This is a genomic window from Desulfovirgula thermocuniculi DSM 16036 (assembly GCF_000429345.1).
Lineage (GTDB): Bacteria > Bacillota > Desulfotomaculia > Desulfotomaculales > Desulfovirgulaceae > Desulfovirgula > Desulfovirgula thermocuniculi.
On the sequence record NZ_AUBR01000031.1, the window covers coordinates 23,747 to 40,907 of the forward strand.

Annotated in this window: 15 protein-coding genes; all 15 read left to right on the forward strand. The window is 55.8% G+C overall.

The window, feature by feature from the left end; all coding sequences use genetic code 11:
- The first annotated feature begins 3 nt into the window (after window positions 1-3).
- The 15 genes from G454_RS0108705 to G454_RS0108775 all read left to right on the forward strand — a co-directional run bounded on the left by G454_RS0108705 (window position 4) and on the right by G454_RS0108775 (window position 16,918).
- Window positions 4-1,134: a glycosyltransferase family 4 protein gene (locus G454_RS0108705; protein ID WP_027718317.1), complete on the forward strand. Its 1,131-nt coding sequence runs from the start codon at window positions 4-6 to the stop codon at window positions 1,132-1,134.
- Between the two features lie 6 nt (window positions 1,135-1,140).
- Window positions 1,141-2,277: a glycosyltransferase family 4 protein gene (locus tag G454_RS0108710; protein WP_027718318.1), complete on the forward strand. Its 1,137-nt coding sequence runs from the start codon at window positions 1,141-1,143 to the stop codon at window positions 2,275-2,277.
- On the forward strand, window positions 2,274-3,461 hold the full coding sequence (locus G454_RS20380) for a glycosyltransferase family 4 protein (RefSeq protein WP_051276121.1): 1,188 nt from the start codon (window positions 2,274-2,276) through the stop codon (window positions 3,459-3,461). Before G454_RS0108710 ends, G454_RS20380 begins: the two co-directional genes overlap by 4 nt.
- A gap of 143 nt (window positions 3,462-3,604) precedes the next feature.
- Window positions 3,605-7,330, forward strand: a complete 3,726-nt coding sequence (locus G454_RS20895; RefSeq protein WP_156896715.1) for a M6 family metalloprotease domain-containing protein — start codon at window positions 3,605-3,607, stop codon at window positions 7,328-7,330.
- A gap of 314 nt (window positions 7,331-7,644) precedes the next feature.
- Window positions 7,645-8,220, forward strand: coding sequence for a lipid II flippase MurJ (locus G454_RS0108725; RefSeq protein ID WP_027718320.1), 576 nt, complete (start codon window positions 7,645-7,647; stop codon window positions 8,218-8,220).
- Between the two features lie 36 nt (window positions 8,221-8,256).
- Complete coding sequence (locus tag G454_RS0108730; RefSeq protein WP_027718321.1) at window positions 8,257-9,177, forward strand: RpnC/YadD family protein; 921 nt, start codon at window positions 8,257-8,259, stop codon at window positions 9,175-9,177.
- Window positions 9,178-9,424: 247 nt separating this feature from the next.
- Window positions 9,425-9,706 (forward strand): type II toxin-antitoxin system prevent-host-death family antitoxin, encoded by a 282-nt coding sequence (locus G454_RS0108740; RefSeq protein WP_027718322.1) that lies wholly within the window; start codon window positions 9,425-9,427, stop codon window positions 9,704-9,706.
- Complete coding sequence (locus tag G454_RS0108745; protein ID WP_027718323.1) at window positions 9,694-10,116, forward strand: putative toxin-antitoxin system toxin component, PIN family; 423 nt, start codon at window positions 9,694-9,696, stop codon at window positions 10,114-10,116. The genes G454_RS0108740 and G454_RS0108745 overlap by 13 nt, the downstream gene beginning before the upstream one ends.
- A 169-nt stretch (window positions 10,117-10,285) precedes the next feature.
- Window positions 10,286-11,368, forward strand: a complete 1,083-nt coding sequence (locus tag G454_RS0108750; RefSeq protein ID WP_027718324.1) for a mannose-1-phosphate guanylyltransferase — start codon at window positions 10,286-10,288, stop codon at window positions 11,366-11,368.
- 6 nt (window positions 11,369-11,374) lie between these two features.
- Window positions 11,375-12,757, forward strand: coding sequence for a phosphomannomutase/phosphoglucomutase (locus tag G454_RS0108755; protein ID WP_027718325.1), 1,383 nt, complete (start codon window positions 11,375-11,377; stop codon window positions 12,755-12,757).
- Between the two features lie 22 nt (window positions 12,758-12,779).
- Window positions 12,780-13,904, forward strand: a complete 1,125-nt coding sequence (locus G454_RS0108760) for a glycosyltransferase family 4 protein (protein WP_027718326.1) — start codon at window positions 12,780-12,782, stop codon at window positions 13,902-13,904.
- 82 nt (window positions 13,905-13,986) lie between these two features.
- Window positions 13,987-14,271, forward strand: a complete 285-nt coding sequence (locus G454_RS0108765) for a type II toxin-antitoxin system Phd/YefM family antitoxin (RefSeq protein WP_027718327.1) — start codon at window positions 13,987-13,989, stop codon at window positions 14,269-14,271.
- Window positions 14,264-14,542 (forward strand): type II toxin-antitoxin system RelE family toxin, encoded by a 279-nt coding sequence (locus tag G454_RS22885; protein ID WP_169719334.1) that lies wholly within the window; start codon window positions 14,264-14,266, stop codon window positions 14,540-14,542. The genes G454_RS0108765 and G454_RS22885 overlap by 8 nt, the downstream gene beginning before the upstream one ends.
- Window positions 14,543-14,584: 42 nt before the next feature.
- A complete protein-coding gene (locus G454_RS0108770) occupies window positions 14,585-15,553 on the forward strand; it encodes an SDR family oxidoreductase (protein WP_245574359.1) in 969 nt (322 codons plus the stop codon).
- 57 nt (window positions 15,554-15,610) lie between these two features.
- Complete coding sequence (locus G454_RS0108775) at window positions 15,611-16,918, forward strand: exopolysaccharide biosynthesis polyprenyl glycosylphosphotransferase (protein ID WP_027718329.1); 1,308 nt, start codon at window positions 15,611-15,613, stop codon at window positions 16,916-16,918.
- The last annotated feature ends 243 nt before the right edge of the window (window positions 16,919-17,161 follow it).

Here is a 17,161-nt window from a genome sequence, read left to right on the forward strand (position 1 = left end):
AATATGGATAGGGTAATCGGCATCGATGCCCGCTATGGCCTGCGGAAGAACCGGCGAGGAATAGGGAACTACATCTACCACCTGCTGTGCGAGTTCTGCTGGATGAGGCCAGCGGGGTTTAAGTTTATTCTTTACGCAGACGGCACAGCAGATCCTGGAGTGGTGGAGGAGTTCCGGCAAGACTCCTTTACTGTCCAAGTGCTTCCTGCTCCAAACCTGGTTTGGTGGGAGCAGGTGGCTCTGCCGCTGGCCGCGCGCCGTGATGAGGTGGACCTGCTGCACTGCACCAGCAACATCGCACCGGTCCTACTCAAGTCCTGCCGCCTTGTCACTACCATCCACGATGTAATCGAATTCCGCCGGCGGGAGTTTGGAGATACCAGACTTACCTTCCGCCACCGTTTAAGCCGCACCTACCGGATGGGTGTTTTGCCCCGGGTGGCACGCTTAAGCGACCTCATTATCACCGATTCGGAATTTTCCCGCCGCGACATTGCGACGGTGCTGAACGTGCAGCCAGAGAAAATAAAAACTATTTACATAGCGACCAGTCGGAGAAAAAGCGGGCGGAACCCGAAGTGGGCAGAACGATTGAAAGAGTTGGGCATAAACGGAGAATACATCTTTGCCCTCGGAGCAGTGGACCGGCGTAAAAACACAGCCCGACTCCTTGAAGCCTACCGCAGACTGCGGGCCGAAACGGGAACGCGAATCCAACTGGTAGTTGCAGGCATTGAGAAGCCAGATATCTTTGCTCCTTTGGCGGGGGAGGGAGTTTGGCTTTTTGGCTTCTTGCCGGACGAAGTGATCGGAGCCTTGTATGAACACGCCCTCTTTTTCGTTTATCCTTCGCTTTACGAGGGGTTTGGCCTGCCAATCCTGGAGGCAATGGCTAGCGGCACGCCGGTGCTTTGTTCGGCAACCACTGCGGTGGGCGAGATAGCCGGTGATGCTGCTCTCAAGTGCAATCCTGCTGATGTGGAAGATATAGCGGCCAAGATGAAAGTGCTCCTCGAAGACGCTGGCCTGAGGAAGCAATTAATCGAGCAAGGTTACCGACGGGCGGAAAAGTTTTCCTGGGAGCGCTGCGCTCGAGAGACGCTTCAAGTTTATCGTGAAGTTCTTGGAGGCTAAGCAAAAGTGCGCGTGGGCATAGACGTCGACATTCTGGGGCTTTCTAACACCTATACCGGCATACCCAACTACATCCGCTACTTAGTTGACGGTCTCACTAAACTTGAACCGAGTGCGCACCGGATCTTTTTGGTTTCGCGCCGGCCGGTATTTGCAAATGAAAGCCTTCCGGGACACTTTTCTCAGGCCGTGGCCCGCTGGCCGTTTAAGCGGGGATGGAACAGCTTGGCCCTTCCCTGCTCGGCTTGGCGCTTAAAACTGGATCTTCTCCACCTTCCGGCTTTCAGTACGCCGATCTTTGCCCCCTGTCCCCTGGTGGTTACCGTCCATGACCTGGCATATCTGGTATACCCTGATTGCTGCCAACAGGAGATAAGAGAATACTTGACCCGGAGAGTACCCTTTGCTCTAAAGAAAGCTTCGGCAGTCATTACTCCCACGGCGTCTGTGAAAAGGGAGATTGTAAAGTACTTCGGCCTTCCCGAAGAGAAAATCTTTCCCGTCTGGCACGGAGTAAGCCCAAAGTGCAAGGTCCTGGCACGGGATGTTGTGGCAAAGATAAGGTCTGAGTTGGCTCTGCCCGAGCCTTTTGTCCTATTCGTGGGTACGGTGGAGCCCAGAAAAAACCTCAGGAGATTGATTGAAGCTTACGGGCGCGCAGTAGCCCAGGGACTGGAGCATTCTCTGGTGATCGCGGGAATGCGTGGCTGGCTCTGCGAAGAGATATACGAACTCCCGCGCAGGCTGGGGCTGGAAAAGAAAGTCATCTTTTTAGGGTACGTGCCGGATGATCTGCTCCACGCGCTTTACAACGCTGCCGACTTGTTCATTTACCCTTCGCTCTACGAAGGCTTCGGTTTGCCGGTTCTGGAGGCCATGGCCTGCGGGACGCCGGTTATTGCTTCCAGGATTCCTTCTCTCTCCGAGGTGGTGGGGGAAGCAGCTATGCTGGTGGAGCCTCTTGATGCCGATGCCATAGCCTCTGCCATGCTTTTCCTGGCAGGAAATCACGAGGCGAGGCGAAGCTTGGCCCAGAAAGGGCTTGAGCGGGCGAGGGAGTTTTCGTGGGAGAAGACGGCACAGGAGACGATAAGGGTTTACGAGGCGGCGCTTGAGTTCGCGAGGCGGAGTGCACTTACATGAAGATCATCTTTCTTACTGCAGAACCTCCTTGGCCGCTCGACCAGGGAGACAAGCTTCGGAACTATCATCTACTTAAGGCGCTGGCGGCAGAGCATGAGGTGACCCTGGTGACCTTCTGCCCGCCGGGGGAAGAAAAGGGCTCCTGGCAGAGGGCGATAGCGCCTCTGTGCCGCGCGGTTTACCCGGTGCCGCTCGGCCAAAGACAGATGCTGCTAAATGTCCTGCGCTTGCCCCACCTGCCGGTGACAATGGCCGCGCGGGCTTCGGCCCGGGTGGTACGGCTGCTCCGGCAGCTCACCCAGGAGCAGGGGTTCGATGTGGCCTACGCCTGCCAGCTTAAAATGGCCGGATATCTCCGGCACTGCGCTTCCTGCAGGCGGGTAGCTGACCTTACGGATGTGGTAAGCCTTCTGCGCCGCCGGATGCTGCGCTTTGCGCCTTCGTGGCCGGCGAAAGTTTTCAACGGAGTGGAGACGCATCGCCTGGCCTTCTGGGAGAGATGGGTGGCGAGGTCAGCCGATTTGGTGCTTCTAGTGTCTCCGGTAGACGCGGCGGAGCTGGCCAGAATAGCTCCAGGGGCGCGCATTGCCGTCCTGCCCAACGGGGTGGATTTAGATTGCTTCCGGCCGCTTCCGGACCCCGGGAGGCCGGTTTTGTTTTTCTGGGGCCACCTGCGCTACCCACCCAACGCCGACGGCATCGTCTGGTTTTGCCAAGAAATCTTTCCTGCAGTACGTGAGGTTTTGCCGGACGCAGAGCTGCTGGTGGTGGGGAAGGAACCTCCTCCAGAGGTTGTGGCTTTGGGAAGTCTGCCCGGCGTGAAAGTGGTGGGATATGTTCCCGACCTGCGTCCATACTTGGCCCAGGCTTCGCTGGTGGTGGTTCCTCTTCGCTTTGGCACCGGCATCCGAAACAAGATCCTGGAGGCTTTTGCCGCAGGCCGGCCCGTGGTTTCGACTCCGCTCGGCTGCGAAGGACTGGAGGTCAGGCCCGGCGTACATCTGGAGGTTGTTGGCGATCCCCGGAGCTTTGCTGAAGCGGTAATTGATCTCTTGCGCAACCCTACCCGGCGGGCCTACCTGGCGGTCAACGCTCGGAAGGTGGTGGAGCAGATTTACAACTGGGAGGCCATCGGACGTAGATTAGGGGTGTTGGTGGAAGAATTGGGCGCTGGGGAGAAGTAGGTTACAGAAAAAAGATGCTCTTTAAAAGGAGTTTCTTTTCTGCCGGAGTATTAGGGATATCTTGGAGAGGATTTCTATAAAAGGGGGGAGCAATACCTGTGCTACCTACCCGCTGGCTTCAAAGGTTGACCTCAATAACCCTAGTGATTTTTATCTTAGGCTTTGTGTTCTATTGCCTTCCTAACGGTTATGCTCAGGCCTGGGCAGGCACGCCTTTGCAGGGGCTTGTGTCGCCAGCGGACGAAGGAGTTTTTACGGGGCCAAGTAATGCACCACCTCATCCGAAACTCTTAGAAAAGCTCAAAAAGGAAAACAGACTGTGGGAACTTGCTCGCGTAGAAAAGGCTATGCGGGAAGCCAAAATAAATGTTCCTTCCCGGGTCAAGCGGGGCGAACCTCCTCATGCCACTTCTGGGCAAGAAAGTCCTTTGGCGCTGGCCCCAGTAATTGCGCAGGCAAAAGTGCTGGCAGTCTTGGTCGATTTTAGCGATAAGCCTGGTGGCACGCCTAAAACCTATTTTGAAGACCTTTTGTTCGGGAGCCATCAGGGTACATTGCGGGATTACTACTTGGCCAATTCGTATGGCCAGTTTCGCCTGGAGGGTCGAGTGATTGGCGGCGGCGACCTTGGCTTGCCTGGGGTTTATATTCGGTTGCCTCAGCCAATCACCTATTATGCAAATAATAGCTATGGAATGGGTGCATATCCTCAGAACTCCCAAGGTCTGGTACGCGATGTGGTCAATATACTGAACAGCCGGGGATTTGACTGGTCGCCCTACCGTAGTCCTGACGGGAGAATACCCTATCTGATTATCATCCACGCTGGTCCGGGTGCGGAGATTACTGGTAACCCCAATGATCTTTGGTCGCATAAATGGGGATTAGGGCCTTATGCAGTAACTGTAAACACCTCTCAGGGACCGGCGACAATAAATGAATATATCATTGTACCAGAATTGGGAATACCAGATCCGAACTCTAGTAGTGGGTACGCGCCGACAACTGTGGGCGTGGTAGCTCACGAATTCGGTCATATTCTTGGCTTACCCGACCTTTATGATACCTCTTATAAAACTCAGGGTGTAGGTGCTTGGTCTCTGATGGATTTTGGCAGCTGGTTAGGTCCCCTTAAGAACGGATATTTCGATGGCTCGTGTCCGGCAGAACTTGACGCTTTTTCGAAGGTATTTCTTGGATGGGTGAATCCTAATGTCCCAAAGACAGGCATTTTGGACTTTAACTTTCCTCCAATAGAGCAAGCACCAGTGGTAACGAAACTTTTGCCCAGAGGTCAAGAAGCGGACGATTACTTCTTGGTAGAAAATCGGCAAAAGATCAGTTACGGTACTTACCTACCGGGCTCAGGACTTTTAGTCTGGCACGTGGATGGCAGTATTATGAGACCGGACAGCACATATTGGCAGCGGAATGTGGTAAACAGCGACCTTCCACCCCACCATGGTCTCGTTCTCATAGAGGCCGACGGTCAGTTTAACTTGCTAAAGTCGCCCAGCGACCCTGCTGCAAACCTTGGGGATGCCAGCGATCCTTTCCCTGGTTCTTTAAATAAAACGGAGTTTGGGCCATTCACAATGCCCTCCAGCGCTCGATTTGACGGTTCACCTTCCAACGTGGCCCTTAGCAATATCGCCGGCTCCAGCACGGGCATCGTGGCCGATGTCGCGGTTCGCAGCCATGATATTATCTGGATATCCGATGGAACTCCCCAGAAAGCAACTGCTGGCAAAGCTTACACGGTGTCGGTAACGATAGCTAATGCGGGTAGTTATAAATGGATTGCGGGTGGAGGTAATCCTTTCCGGCTGAGCTATCACGTAGTAGACTCTAAAGGTAACACCGTTGTTTGGGACGGCCTTCGCACTTCCCTTCCCGGAGATATATCTCCTGGTCAGCAGATAACCATTGCGGCGCAATTCCAGGCACCTATCCAGCCCGGGAACTATTTGCTGCAGTGGGATATGGTTCAGGAAGGCGTAACATGGTTCAGCAGTAGCGGCGCACCTACGAGAAATGTAGGAATATTCGTCCCAGAGTACGACCTAAGCTGGGGCCCTGACTCAACGCCTACCGAAATAGGGACTGAAACTATAATCGCGGTTCCCCTAACCATTACTAACACAGGCGGAATAACCTGGATGTCCAGGGGGAGCAACCCGGTAAGAGTGAGTTATCACTGGCTCGACTCGCAGGGGAGACCGGTGGTCTGGGATGGGTTAAGGACTGAGTTACCCCGGGACGTTGCTCCTGACGAGACGGTCAACGTAAACGCTTTACTTAAAACTCCCAGCCAACCTGGGACCTACGTCCTGCGCTGGGACCTGGTTCGTGAGGGTGTGACGTGGTTCAGCTGGGCGGGAGCAGCGCCAAGAGATGTTAGTGTAACAGTGAAAAGATCGTATGACTTGAGTTGGGGTACTGCGAGTGTGCCGGAAGTTATGGCTACCGGTAAATTGTATACGGTCAATATAAAGGTAGTAAATACTGGTGCCCAGACATGGGTAGCCGGAGGGAGCAACCCCTTTAGGTTGAGCTACCACTGGGTGGATGCAGCAGGGAACACCATCATCTTTGACGGGCTTCGCACTAACTTACCGACTGATGTTGCTCCAGGTCAGGAGATAAGCTTAACCGCAACGGTGCAGGCTCCCAGTAAGATAGGGAAGTACGTTCTTAAGTGGGATATGGTTCATGAAGGAGTAACCTGGTTTAGTAGTAAAGGTGTACCAACCAAAGACGCAGCGGTTACGGTGACCGATGATCTTGTCAAGTGGGGTACAGTGACGGTGCCTCAGAGAGCGGCTACTGGTGCTCAGTATCAAGCAACTGTAACCCTGGTTAATGATGGTTCGCTTGTTTGGCCGAAGGGTGGATCCAATCCGGTGAGGCTTTCTTATCACTGGCGCGATGCTTCGAGCAACCGAGTTGTAATCTGGGATGGTCTGCGCACGAAGCTACCCAAAGATGTTTTGCCAGGTGAACAAATAACCCTTACGGCTTTGCTAAAAACTCCTAGCTCCCCAGGAAGCTATTTCCTGGAGTGGGATCTGGTTCGTGAGGGGGTTACCTGGTTCAGCTGGAAGGGGTCTCCTGTGCTATCTGTTCCTGTAGAGATTCTACAGCCTTATGGAGTGCGCTGGATATCGGAGGATACTCCGGTCAAAATGACGGCGAAGAACTTATACCAGGTGACTGTTACGGTTTCAAACGAAGGAGGGGTTACGTGGGCAGCAGGAGGAGATAATCCCGTTCAATTGAGTTACCATTGGAAGGATGCTGGTGGCCGGGTTGTAACATGGGATGGCCTTCGTACTGCACTTCCTTCCGATGTCGCGCCCGGTCAGCAAGTTACTCTTCTGGCGACAGTAAAGGCGCCGGAAAGTGCTGGAAATTACAGGCTTGTTTGGGATATGGTCCATGAAGGCGTAACGTGGTTTGGCTGGCAGGGGGCTGCGGTTAAGGAAGTAGCAGTTTCTGTTCCAATGTATGAAGTTGAGTGGAAATCGCACAATACTCCTACTAGTGCAGTTGCGGGATATGTTTACCAGGTTAATCTAACTATAGCTAACACGGGAGGTTTTGCCTGGCCTGCATTGGGCGAAAAACCTGTAAAATTAAGCTATCACTGGCTTAACAGCTCGGGCAACGTCGTTGTTTGGGATGGATTGCGCACCGAGATACCTGCGGATGTTGCTCCAGGGCAAGAAGTAACTTTGTCGGCTCAGGTTAAAATGCCCGATAAGCCTGGCACGTACATTCTTAGGTGGGATCTAGTTCAGGAGGGAGTTACTTGGTTTTCTTGGAAAGGAGTTAAAACATTAGATGTTAGTGTTAACGTCATTGGCTGAAGTACGGGGCAATGTTTGTATAGCCTCATTAAAGTCTGCGTTATTGCCGGGGTGCACGGTATTAAACTATGGCTTAATCCTCGTTGAAGGGTGCTCCTGGAAAATTTGCAAAGACTGTTAATTGCTTACACTGTTCAAAAGATCTATGGAAGGAGATAAGTTGAAAGGATTAAGTTGAAAGGATTAAGTTGAAAGGATTTTGAGTACATAGGGGGCGAAGTATTTAATGAGGATTACACACTCGAAGTTAATCTTAGCACTGAGGCTGCGGTAGATCAGGACAAAGTACGTATCCGGCTCCCCGGAGGTTCAAGGTGAGCACCACCCAAACCATTGCCCGGGCTACAGCGGTGATTGCCGGGTTTACCCTGCTTTCCAAGGTGCTGGGCTTTGTGCGGGAAATGGCCCTGGCCTGGGTTTTCGGGGCCAGCGCGGCCACCGATGCCTACCTGGTGGCGTACACCGTACCCAACGTGGTTTTTGCCATCCTGGGCGGGGCGCTGACCGTGATGGTCGTGCCTCTCTTTGCCTCCTACGCTGCGGCGGGCAAAAAAGAGGAGGCCTGGCGGCTTTTTGCCGTTTTCTCCACTTTGCTGAGCGCGATCCTGCTGGCGGTGGTGCTGGTGGGATTGCCCTTAGCGCGGCAAATCGTGTGGCTGGTGGCCCCTGGTCTGCCGGAAGGAACGGCCCGGCTGGCGGCATCCATGCTGGCGGTCATGCTACCGGGGGTGCTGTTTTTAACCCCAGGAAGTCTTTATTCCGGGCTCTTAGTAATTGCTTTTACCCTGGCCGGCCTGAAGTATGGTATTGTGGCCGTAGGGACCCTATTGGGGAACACATATTGCCTTAGCTCCAAGCTACTTGTTGAAAAACGGTGGGGTATGGTGTAGACTAAAGCCAGAACCGGCAGAGGGTTGAGGTTTGGCATGGCGCGGGAGTTTGACCTGGTTATTAAAGCACTGGCGGAGCGGTATCCGGCCCACTTCGTGCAACTGGTGCGCGGGGTGCCGGTGGAAAAGGTTGAGCGTGTAGAGAAAGAAGCAGTGGCCGTGGAACGGGAATCGGATATACTGTTTAAAGTTACGGAAAATGGCTATGAGTATTTGATGCTCCTTGAGGTACAGGCCAGAGTCGACCGGGAAATGCCCCGGCGGTTGCTGGAGTACACGGCGATGCAGCACCGGGAGTTCAAAAAGCCGGTCTACCCGGTGTTGCTTAACCTTACGGGCCGGTTTCAGGAGGAGAGGTACTCTTTTGACTGCCTGGATCTTACTGTGGTAACGTTTAACTTTCGAACGATCAACCTGGCAGAGCTGCCTGGGGCACAATTGTTGCATCATGCTCCGGTGGGGGTTATACCGCTGGTGCCGTTAATGCAGCATGAAATTTCTCCCGAGGAGATACTAGCCCGTTGCGTAAAACGGATTGCGGAAGCTCCAGTTGAATGGCAGGCGGACTTGTATCTTGGGCTGCCGGTATTTTCGTCGCTCAAGTTTACCAGGGAAGTGATTTTGAAAGTGATTGAGGTGAGCAAGATGGAGACTTCCCCGCTGTTTGACGGTATTCGGGAAAAGTGGATTAATCAGGGGGTACAGCAAGGTATACAGCAAGGTATACAGCAAGGAATTCAGCAAGGTATACAGCAAGGAATACAGCAGGGGCTGCAGGATGCCATAATAGATGTTCTGGAGGAGAATATAGGCCGTTGCCCGAAAGGCCTAGTGGAAGAGTTGCGCGCCATAAGGGGTATTGAGACGTTAAAAGTGCTGCACCGCAGGGCGGTAAAAGCGAAAACGCTTGATGAATTTATGCAGGCCCTTAACGAGGTGGTGCGGAAGAGCAATTGAGCGAGCACGGGAAGCGGGCGGAACCGGCAGGCATAGAGCTGCCGGCGTTTTCTTTTGCGCGCTGGTAAAGATCGGCCAGGGGGTGGCACCGGCGGCATCCGGAGGGGTACGGGGATGATTGACCTGCACGTGCACATTTTAAAACGGCGCGGAGTTGGTTTTTTGCTTCTTTACACCCGTGGCAAAAAGGGTTATCCTTGAGGTAAAGGGTAAGGTTAATGCTTAGGTAGACTTAGAGGTGGAGCTCATGGAAAGGGTTGTGGGGATGGAACAATTGAGGCTAAGGCTGGGGGAATACGTGGACCGGGCTGAAAAGGGCGAGGTCATGATTATTTCCTCGCGTTCGAAACCCAGGGGTGTTCTTATAGGCTACCATTACTTTGAGGAACTAAAGAAGCTTGCCGAAAAGGCCAAACAATGGGAACTTAAGGCCATATTGGACGAGATGCGTCAGCGGGGTGAAAACGCGGGTCTCACTGAAGAGCACGTTTTAGCTGAGGTAGAGGAAGTGCGCAGGTGCGGGCGGTAGTAGATACCAGCGTTTTGGTTTCCGGGATGCTCAGCAGAAGAAGCTACCCTGCCAGGGTGCTTGATGCCTGGATTCTCAAGAGGTTTGAGCCTGTGGTAAGCCCTGAGCTGGTGAAAGAGTATATCAATGTCCCGACAAGAGCCAAATTTGCTGTTCTTGGCCCGGTAGAAAAGCGGCTACAAGTACTTGAAAGTCTTCTTTCATTACCCTGGGTAGTAATGGTGCACCCGGAGGAAAAGATAACAGCAGTAACCGAAGACCTTCAGGATAATGTGGTTTTAGAGTGCGCGGTATGCGGTAGGGCTTCCTGGGTGGTTACGGGCGATAAGCACCTGTTAGGCCTGAAGTCCTTTGAGGGCATCGCTATTGTAACCGCGGAGCAATTTGCCAAAGGAGTTCTGGATTTATGATCATTGACCTGGCCGCCGCGCACGTTCTGGCGTTAAACCATCGTCCGTATGGCCTGGAGTGCACCGGCGGCATGGAGCCAGCCTGCTGCTACGGGCTGCGCTGCGCCGTTACTAGGGTCTGCTTAAAAGTCTCAGGCCTTTTGAATTCTAGAGTGGTTGGTGAGGAAACGTGCGAGAAAAGAATGTTTTCGTGGTCATCCTGGCTGGTGGCTCCGGTGAACGGTTCTGGCCTCTTTCCCGCAAAGCAAGGCCCAAGCAGTTCCTGGCGCTGGTGGGAAACCGCACCATGCTGCAGCACACCGTGGACAGGCTTGCCGGTTTGGTGGATTCGCAGCGTACCTTTATCATCACCGGGCGGGCTTACCTGGAGCTGACCAAATCCCAGGTACCCCAGGTCCCGGAGGAAAACATCATTGCCGAGCCCGTGAGCCGCAACACCGCCGCTGCCGTGGGCCTGGCGGCAGAGCTTTTGACCCGGCAATGCCCCGGCGACGTGATGGTGGTCCTGCCGGCCGACCACTACATAGCCGACGTGGCCCGCTTTCAGGCGGTTCTCCGGGCGGCCATTGCCGCCGCGCGGGACGGGCAGTGGGCGGTTACCATCGGCATCACCCCCACCCGACCGGAAACCGGCTACGGCTACATCCGCCGGGGCGAGCTGCACAACGTTTTTATGGGCGTCCCCGCCTACCGCGCCCTGCGTTTCACCGAAAAGCCGAACCTAAAGCAAGCCCGGGAGTTTTTAGCTACCGGAGAGTACCTCTGGAACAGCGGCATGTTTATCTGGCGCATTGACCTAATTAGGCAACTGATTGCCCAGTTTCTACCTGAGCTTCACGAGGGTTTGCGTCAGCTGGCCGGAGTTCATGATGGCCAGCTGCCGGCTGCCATGGAGGCCGTCTACCCCCAGTTGCCCGACATTTCCGTAGACTACGGCATCATGGAGCGGGCAGCCAATGTTTTGGTCCTGCCCGGGGATTTTGGCTGGGACGACGTGGGCTCCTGGCCGGCTCTGGAAGGCTACCGGGAAAACGACGGCCGGGGCAACGTCCTGGAAGGCCGCGGCGTGCTCATGGATACGAGGAACACGCTGGTTTACGCCCCCCACAAGGTGGTGGCCACCCTGGGGGTGGAGAACCTCATCATTGCCGATGCCGGGGACAGCCTGCTGGTCTGCCACAAGGAGCGCGCCCAGGAAATCAAACGGCTCCTGGCGGAACTTCGCGCCGCCGGGTTCAGCGAGGTGTTATGATAGCCTATGCTTGACGTCAATCCCTACATCTTCCGCCAGTACGATATCAGGGGCGTTGCCGAGCGGGACCTGACGCCAGAAGTGGTGGAAGCGCTGGGGCGGGCTTTCGGTACCATGGTGCGGGAACGAGGCGCAAAAGAGGTCCTGGTGGGGCGGGACAACCGCACAAGCTCTCTGCGCTTGCGGGATGACCTGGTGCGCGGCCTGGTGGCAGCCGGCTGCCGGGTCCTGGACCTGGGCTTGGTGGTTACTCCCATCCTTTACTTTGCTCGCGAGCACTGGGGCATTGACGGGGGCGTAATGATTACGGGCAGCCACAACCCGCCGGAGGAAAACGGCTTTAAGCTGGCCCTGGGGGCGGGAACCATTCACGGGGAAGAGATACAGCGCTTGCGGCGGCTCATGGAAGGGGGGTCTTTTGCACTGGGTCGCGGGTCCGTGGAGGAAGCGGACGCGGTGAGCCCTTACCTGAAAATGCTCAAGGAAAAAATACGCCTGGGACCCCGTCCTTTAAAGGTAGCCGTTGACTGCGGCAACGGCACGGCCGGGATCTTTGCCCCCCGCATCCTGGAGGGATGGGGATGCCGGGTAATACCCCTGTACTGCGAGCCCGACGGCACTTTTCCCCACCACCAGCCCGACCCGGTGAAAACGGCTAACCTGCAGGACCTGCGCCGCATTGTGCTGGAGGAAGGCTGCGACCTGGGGGTAGGCTACGACGGGGACGCCGACCGCCTGGGGGTGGTGGACGAAAAGGGGGAAGTGGTCTGGGGGGACCGGCTAATGTGCCTTTTCTGGCGGGAGATCCTGCCCAGGCACCCGGGGGCCCCGGCCATTGTGGAGGTTAAGTGCTCCCAGGCCCTGGTGGAGGAAATCAGGCGCCTGGGGGGCAGGCCCGTTTTTTACAAAACCGGCCATTCGCTCATCAAAGCCAAGATGAGGGAGCTGGGGGCGGTCTTTACCGGCGAAATGTCCGGGCACATGTTTTTTGCCGACGAGTATTACGGCTTTGATGATGCCTTTTACGCTACCGGGAGGCTCCTGCGCATTTTGTCCCGCGCGGAGCTAACGCTGTCAGAGCTCATGGCGGACATACCGCGGTACTACTCCACTGCCGAAACCCGCATCCCCTGCCCCGATGAAGTCAAGTTTTCCGTGGTGGCAAGGTTGGTGGAGGCTTTTAAAGAGGAGTATGAAGTGGTGGACGTGGACGGCGCCCGGGTGCTCTTTGCGGAAGGCTGGGGGCTGGTGCGGGCCTCCAACACCCAGCCCGTGCTGGTGGCCCGCTGCGAAGGGAAAACGTCGGAGGCGTTAGCGCATATTTGCGAGGTGATGCGCGAGTACCTGGTGCGCGTAGGAGGGGTGGAGGATTTCTCCTGGGAGTTTTAGGGAAAAGGAGCCGAAAGGCACCTTGAGCAAAATCCTCTTCCTCGCCACCGTTTACACCCACCTGGCCGCCTTTCACATTCCTTTCATGCGGCTTTTGCGGGATAAGGGGTACGAGATACACGCGGCAGCCTCTCCCGCTGAGGGAGGAAAAGAAGAAATAGAAGCTGCCGGCGTGAAATGCTGGGACGTCCCTTTTGCCCGCTCGCCGTACAGCCTGCAAAATTTCAGGGCCGCATGGGCATTGAAGCGCCTGCTTGAAAGCCACCGCTTTGCCCTCATCCACGTGCACACGCCGGTGGCGGCTTTCTGGGGGAGGTGGCTTGCCAAAGCCACAGGGCAAGGGCCGGTCCTCTACACCGCCCACGGCTTTCATTTTTATAAAGGCGCCCCTTTGCGCAACTGGTTGATTTACTACACGGCTGAAAAACTGGCTTCCCCTTGGACGGACGGGCTCATCGTCATAAACGAGGAAGATTTTGACAATGCCCGCCGGCTCGGCTTTGCGCCGGAAAGGAACCTTTTTTACGTGCACGGAGTGGGGGTAGACCTGAAGCAGTACTCGCCCCTTGAAGCGGCGGAGGAATGCTTACGGGAAAGCCTCGGCCTTTCGAGTGCCGACGTAGTGGTCACGTGCGTGGCGGAAATGATCCCGCGTAAGAACCATTTAATGCTTCTTAATGCATGGGAAAATCTTGCGGTTAGGTGTCCGGAGTGCTGCCTCCTTTTGGTGGGGGCGGGCAAGCTCCTGCCGGCCCTGAAAAAGGAGGTGGAGAGAAAGAAAATACCCCGCGTGCATTTCCTCGGCTACCGCCGCGATGTACCCCGGATCCTTACGGAAAGTGACATTGTGGTTCTCACCTCAAAGCATGAAGGCCTACCGCGGGCCATCATGGAGGCCATGGCCGCAGGCAAGCCGGTGGTGGCGAGCAATGTGAGGGGAAACCGTGACCTGGTGGAACACGGTAGGACTGGCTTCCTGGTGGGGCTGGGGGATGTAGAGGGGCTGGCTGGGTATCTTGAGGTGCTGGCACGAGATGAGAGCTTGCGCTTAAGCCTTGGAGCCGCAGGCCGGGAGAAGATAAAAGAATACTCCCTGGACAAAGTCCTCGCGGAGATGGAGGCCATCTACAACCGGTACCTCTCCTAGGAATATCACCTTCTGCTTTCCTATACTTGCATTGATTTTACGTATTGTTTTGCGTATAATACCCCTAAGGGAGGTGCAGTTCATGCTGCAATTCGACCTCGATAGCCTGGTAAGCGCAACCGCGCTGTCCAGGTCGCCGGGGAAATACCTGGCCAAGTGCAAGGAGAAGCCCCTTTTGATACTTAAAAACAATGAAGTGGAAGGGGTGCTGCTGAGCACAGAGGCTTACAGAGAACTGTTGGAAGCTTATGAGCTTGTGCAGGATATGAGGCTTGCCCGCGAGATCTTCGAGCAGCCCACCGACAACCCTGAAGGTAAAGACGTGTTTGAGACTATGCGGGAAATCGATGAGCAGAAGGATGTATAGCGTTAAGCCGAAGAACGCTAACCGCTTCCGTCATGACTACGCAAGGCTCTCTCCCAAGGAACGTGAGAAGGTCCAATGTGCCTTAGAGCACTTGGCTGAAAACCCCCGACCCCCGGGATGCATTTGTCTGGAAAAGAACTATTACCGATTGCGCGTCGGAGATCTGCGCATCCTCTACCAAACATTTGACGCTGAAAAACTAATTCTTGTAGGTGCGGTTAGCAGGCGTAGCGAAAGGACTTACAAGGATTGGAAGCAATATTTAAAATAAAGAGGCTTTATTTTTGCCTGGGGGAGGTTTATTAGGTTGCGCGTGTTGGTAACCGGCGGGGCCGGATTTATTGGCTCCCATGTGGTGGACGCTTTAATAGCGCAGGGGCACGAGGTGGTGGTAGTTGATGACTTAAGCAGCGGCAAGGAAGAAAACCTCAGTCCTGCCTGCCGGTTTTACCGGCTGGACATCTGCTCGCCGGATCTGGAAAGGATTTTCCGGGAAGAAAAAATAGAGTTTGTGAACCATCATGCCGCCCAGATTGACGTGCGCCGCTCTGTGGCCAGCCCGGAGGAAGATGCTCGGGTGAACATCCAGGGGCTGCTAAACCTCCTCGCAAACTGCCTGCGCTTTGGCGTGAGAGGGGTTGTATTTGCTTCCTCCGGCGGAGTGGTGTACGGCGAGCCGGACGAGCTTCCGGTGAAAGAAACCCACCCCAAAGGGCCGCTTTCGCCCTACGGGGTGAGCAAGCTGGCCGCGGAGTACTACCTTTTTTATTTTGCCCGCGTGCACGGCCTGCCCTATGTCGCCCTGCGCTACGGCAACGTGTACGGGCCCCGGCAGGACCCCCACGGTGAGGCCGGGGTGGTGGCCATCTTTGGGCGAAAAATGCTCAGGGGGGAGACCCCCACCATCTACGGCAACGGGGAGCAGCTGCGGGATTACGTTTATATAGAGGATGTGGTGCGTGCCAATATCTTGGCCACGGAAAAGCTGCTGAATAAGGCGGGTCTCGCTTTTGCCGGGAGCATCGACGATTTTGCCTACAACATCGGCACGGGCCGGGGCACATCGGTGAATGAGCTTTTCCAGTTGCTGAAAAGGGCTACCGGCTACGAAGGCGCGGCGGTGCATAGGCCGGAGCGGGCGGGTGAGCTGCGGAGGATTTATCTAGATGCAGAAAAGGCGGCGCGGGAGTTGGGCTGGCAGCCGCAGGTGGGCCTGGAGGAAGGCCTTTTGCGCACCGTGGAGTATCTGAGGGAAGGTGCGGTGGAAGGCAGGAAAATCTAACTTTTATGTCGAAGAAAGCCAGCCAGGAGGACCCGGTTAAGGCGGAGTGGGAACGCAGTGCGCTGGACAAAGGTGGGCAAGGTACTGGGTGATCTCGCCTGCATCCACGCCGGTTACCTGGTGGCATTCCTGATCCGTTTCGGCGGCAGGCTGCCGGCGGAGAACTGGCAGGCTTATCTGAAGGCAGCGCCCTGGCTAACGATTATCGCGCTTTTGCTCCTCCAGGCATACGACCTCTTTTCTGGCCGGCGCAGGCGGTGGGCGGAAATATTTTCTTCCCTGGTTTGCGTTGTCGGGCTTCTTTTGCTGGCGGGTCTCTCCCTTTCCTACCTGCTGCAAACCTACGCCTTCCCCCGCTCCACCTTTTTCCTGGCGGCCGCAGCACAGCTAGTTTTTCTTGCCGCCTGGCGCCGTTTAGCGTGGGCGTGGTCTCTATATGTGCAGGGGCCCCTAACCCTGCTGGTTGTGGGCCCTCTTGAGGAGGCCACAGAGCGCACCCGGCAGCTGGAGGCCCACGGGTCCGCGCTCTTCCGGGTGGTGGGTATTCTAGGTGAGGGCTCATACGGAGAACTGCCGGAAACGCTGGAAAGGCTAAACCCCAAGGGCATCATTTTCTGTTCCTCCATACCGCGGGAAAAAAGAAACCGCATGATGGCGGAGGCCATGGGCAGGGGTATTTCCGTTTTTTTAATCCCCGGGGTAGATGATATTTTTTTGGCCTTTTCCTCCGCGGAGCAGCTAAACGGTATTCCCGTGTTCCGCATTTCTTCCTTTCAGGAGGTACCGGTGGGCGGTTGGAAGAGGCTTTTAGACATCGCCCTGGCCCTTTTGCTCCTCGTGCCGGCCCTGCCCGTTTTGCTCCTGGCTGCCCTGGCCATCAAGCTGGAGTCTCCTCGCGACCCGGTGTTCTACCTTCAGGAGAGGGTAGGGCAGGGAGGGAAAATATTCCGTCTTGTAAAGCTGCGCACCATGGTACCTGATGCGGAAAAGGACACGGGGCCGGTCCTGGCCTCGACTGATGACCCCCGCCTGACCAGGGTAGGCCGCATCCTGCGGGCCACGCGCCTCGACGAGCTGCCCCAGCTGTGGAACGTGCTTAAGGGGGACATGAGCTTTGTAGGGCCCCGCCCGGAGAGGCCCTTCTTCGTGGAGAAGCTGGAGAAAGAAATACCGGGGTATGGCCTTCGCCACTCCCTGCCGGTGGGCATTACGGGCCTGGCGCAGGTGGAGGGGAGCTACAGCACGCCGCCGGAAGACAAGCTCAGGTACGACCTCATGTACGGCAAGACCGCCTCGCCCCTGGTGGACCTGCGCATCATTTTGCGCACGCTGAGCGTCCTCATGCTGCGGGACAAGGCCAGCTGACGGCCCGGCGACGGCTAGTACGCGCGCATTACCGCCTCCCCTTCACTAGGATAAAGCAGGCAAAACGCGACCTTGAAACTGTCCGAAAGATGGCCCGGGAGGCCCTTTACAAAAACTCGCCAGAATGCCCCCGATTTTCAACCGGGGGATGAATGGCGGCTTGGTTTTTCTCTCCGGCCGTGCTATAATTTAAGCAGGCCGGAGGAGATGTTGAATGCAGACGGTAACCCTCAAAATAAAGCT

Coding starts and splice junctions, on each gene's coding strand:
- G454_RS0108755 (WP_027718325.1), top strand. CDS start 11,375: ATGCTTGACGTCAATCCCTACATCTTCCGCCAGTACGATATCAGGGGC.
- G454_RS20380 (WP_051276121.1), top strand. CDS start 2,274: ATGAAGATCATCTTTCTTACTGCAGAACCTCCTTGGCCGCTCGACCAG.
- G454_RS0108765 (WP_027718327.1), top strand. CDS start 13,987: ATGCTGCAATTCGACCTCGATAGCCTGGTAAGCGCAACCGCGCTGTCC.
- G454_RS0108705 (WP_027718317.1), top strand. CDS start 4: ATGGATAGGGTAATCGGCATCGATGCCCGCTATGGCCTGCGGAAGAAC.
- G454_RS0108740 (WP_027718322.1), top strand. CDS start 9,425: ATGGAAAGGGTTGTGGGGATGGAACAATTGAGGCTAAGGCTGGGGGAA.
- G454_RS0108730 (WP_027718321.1), top strand. CDS start 8,257: ATGGCGCGGGAGTTTGACCTGGTTATTAAAGCACTGGCGGAGCGGTAT.
- G454_RS22885 (WP_169719334.1), top strand. CDS start 14,264: ATGTATAGCGTTAAGCCGAAGAACGCTAACCGCTTCCGTCATGACTAC.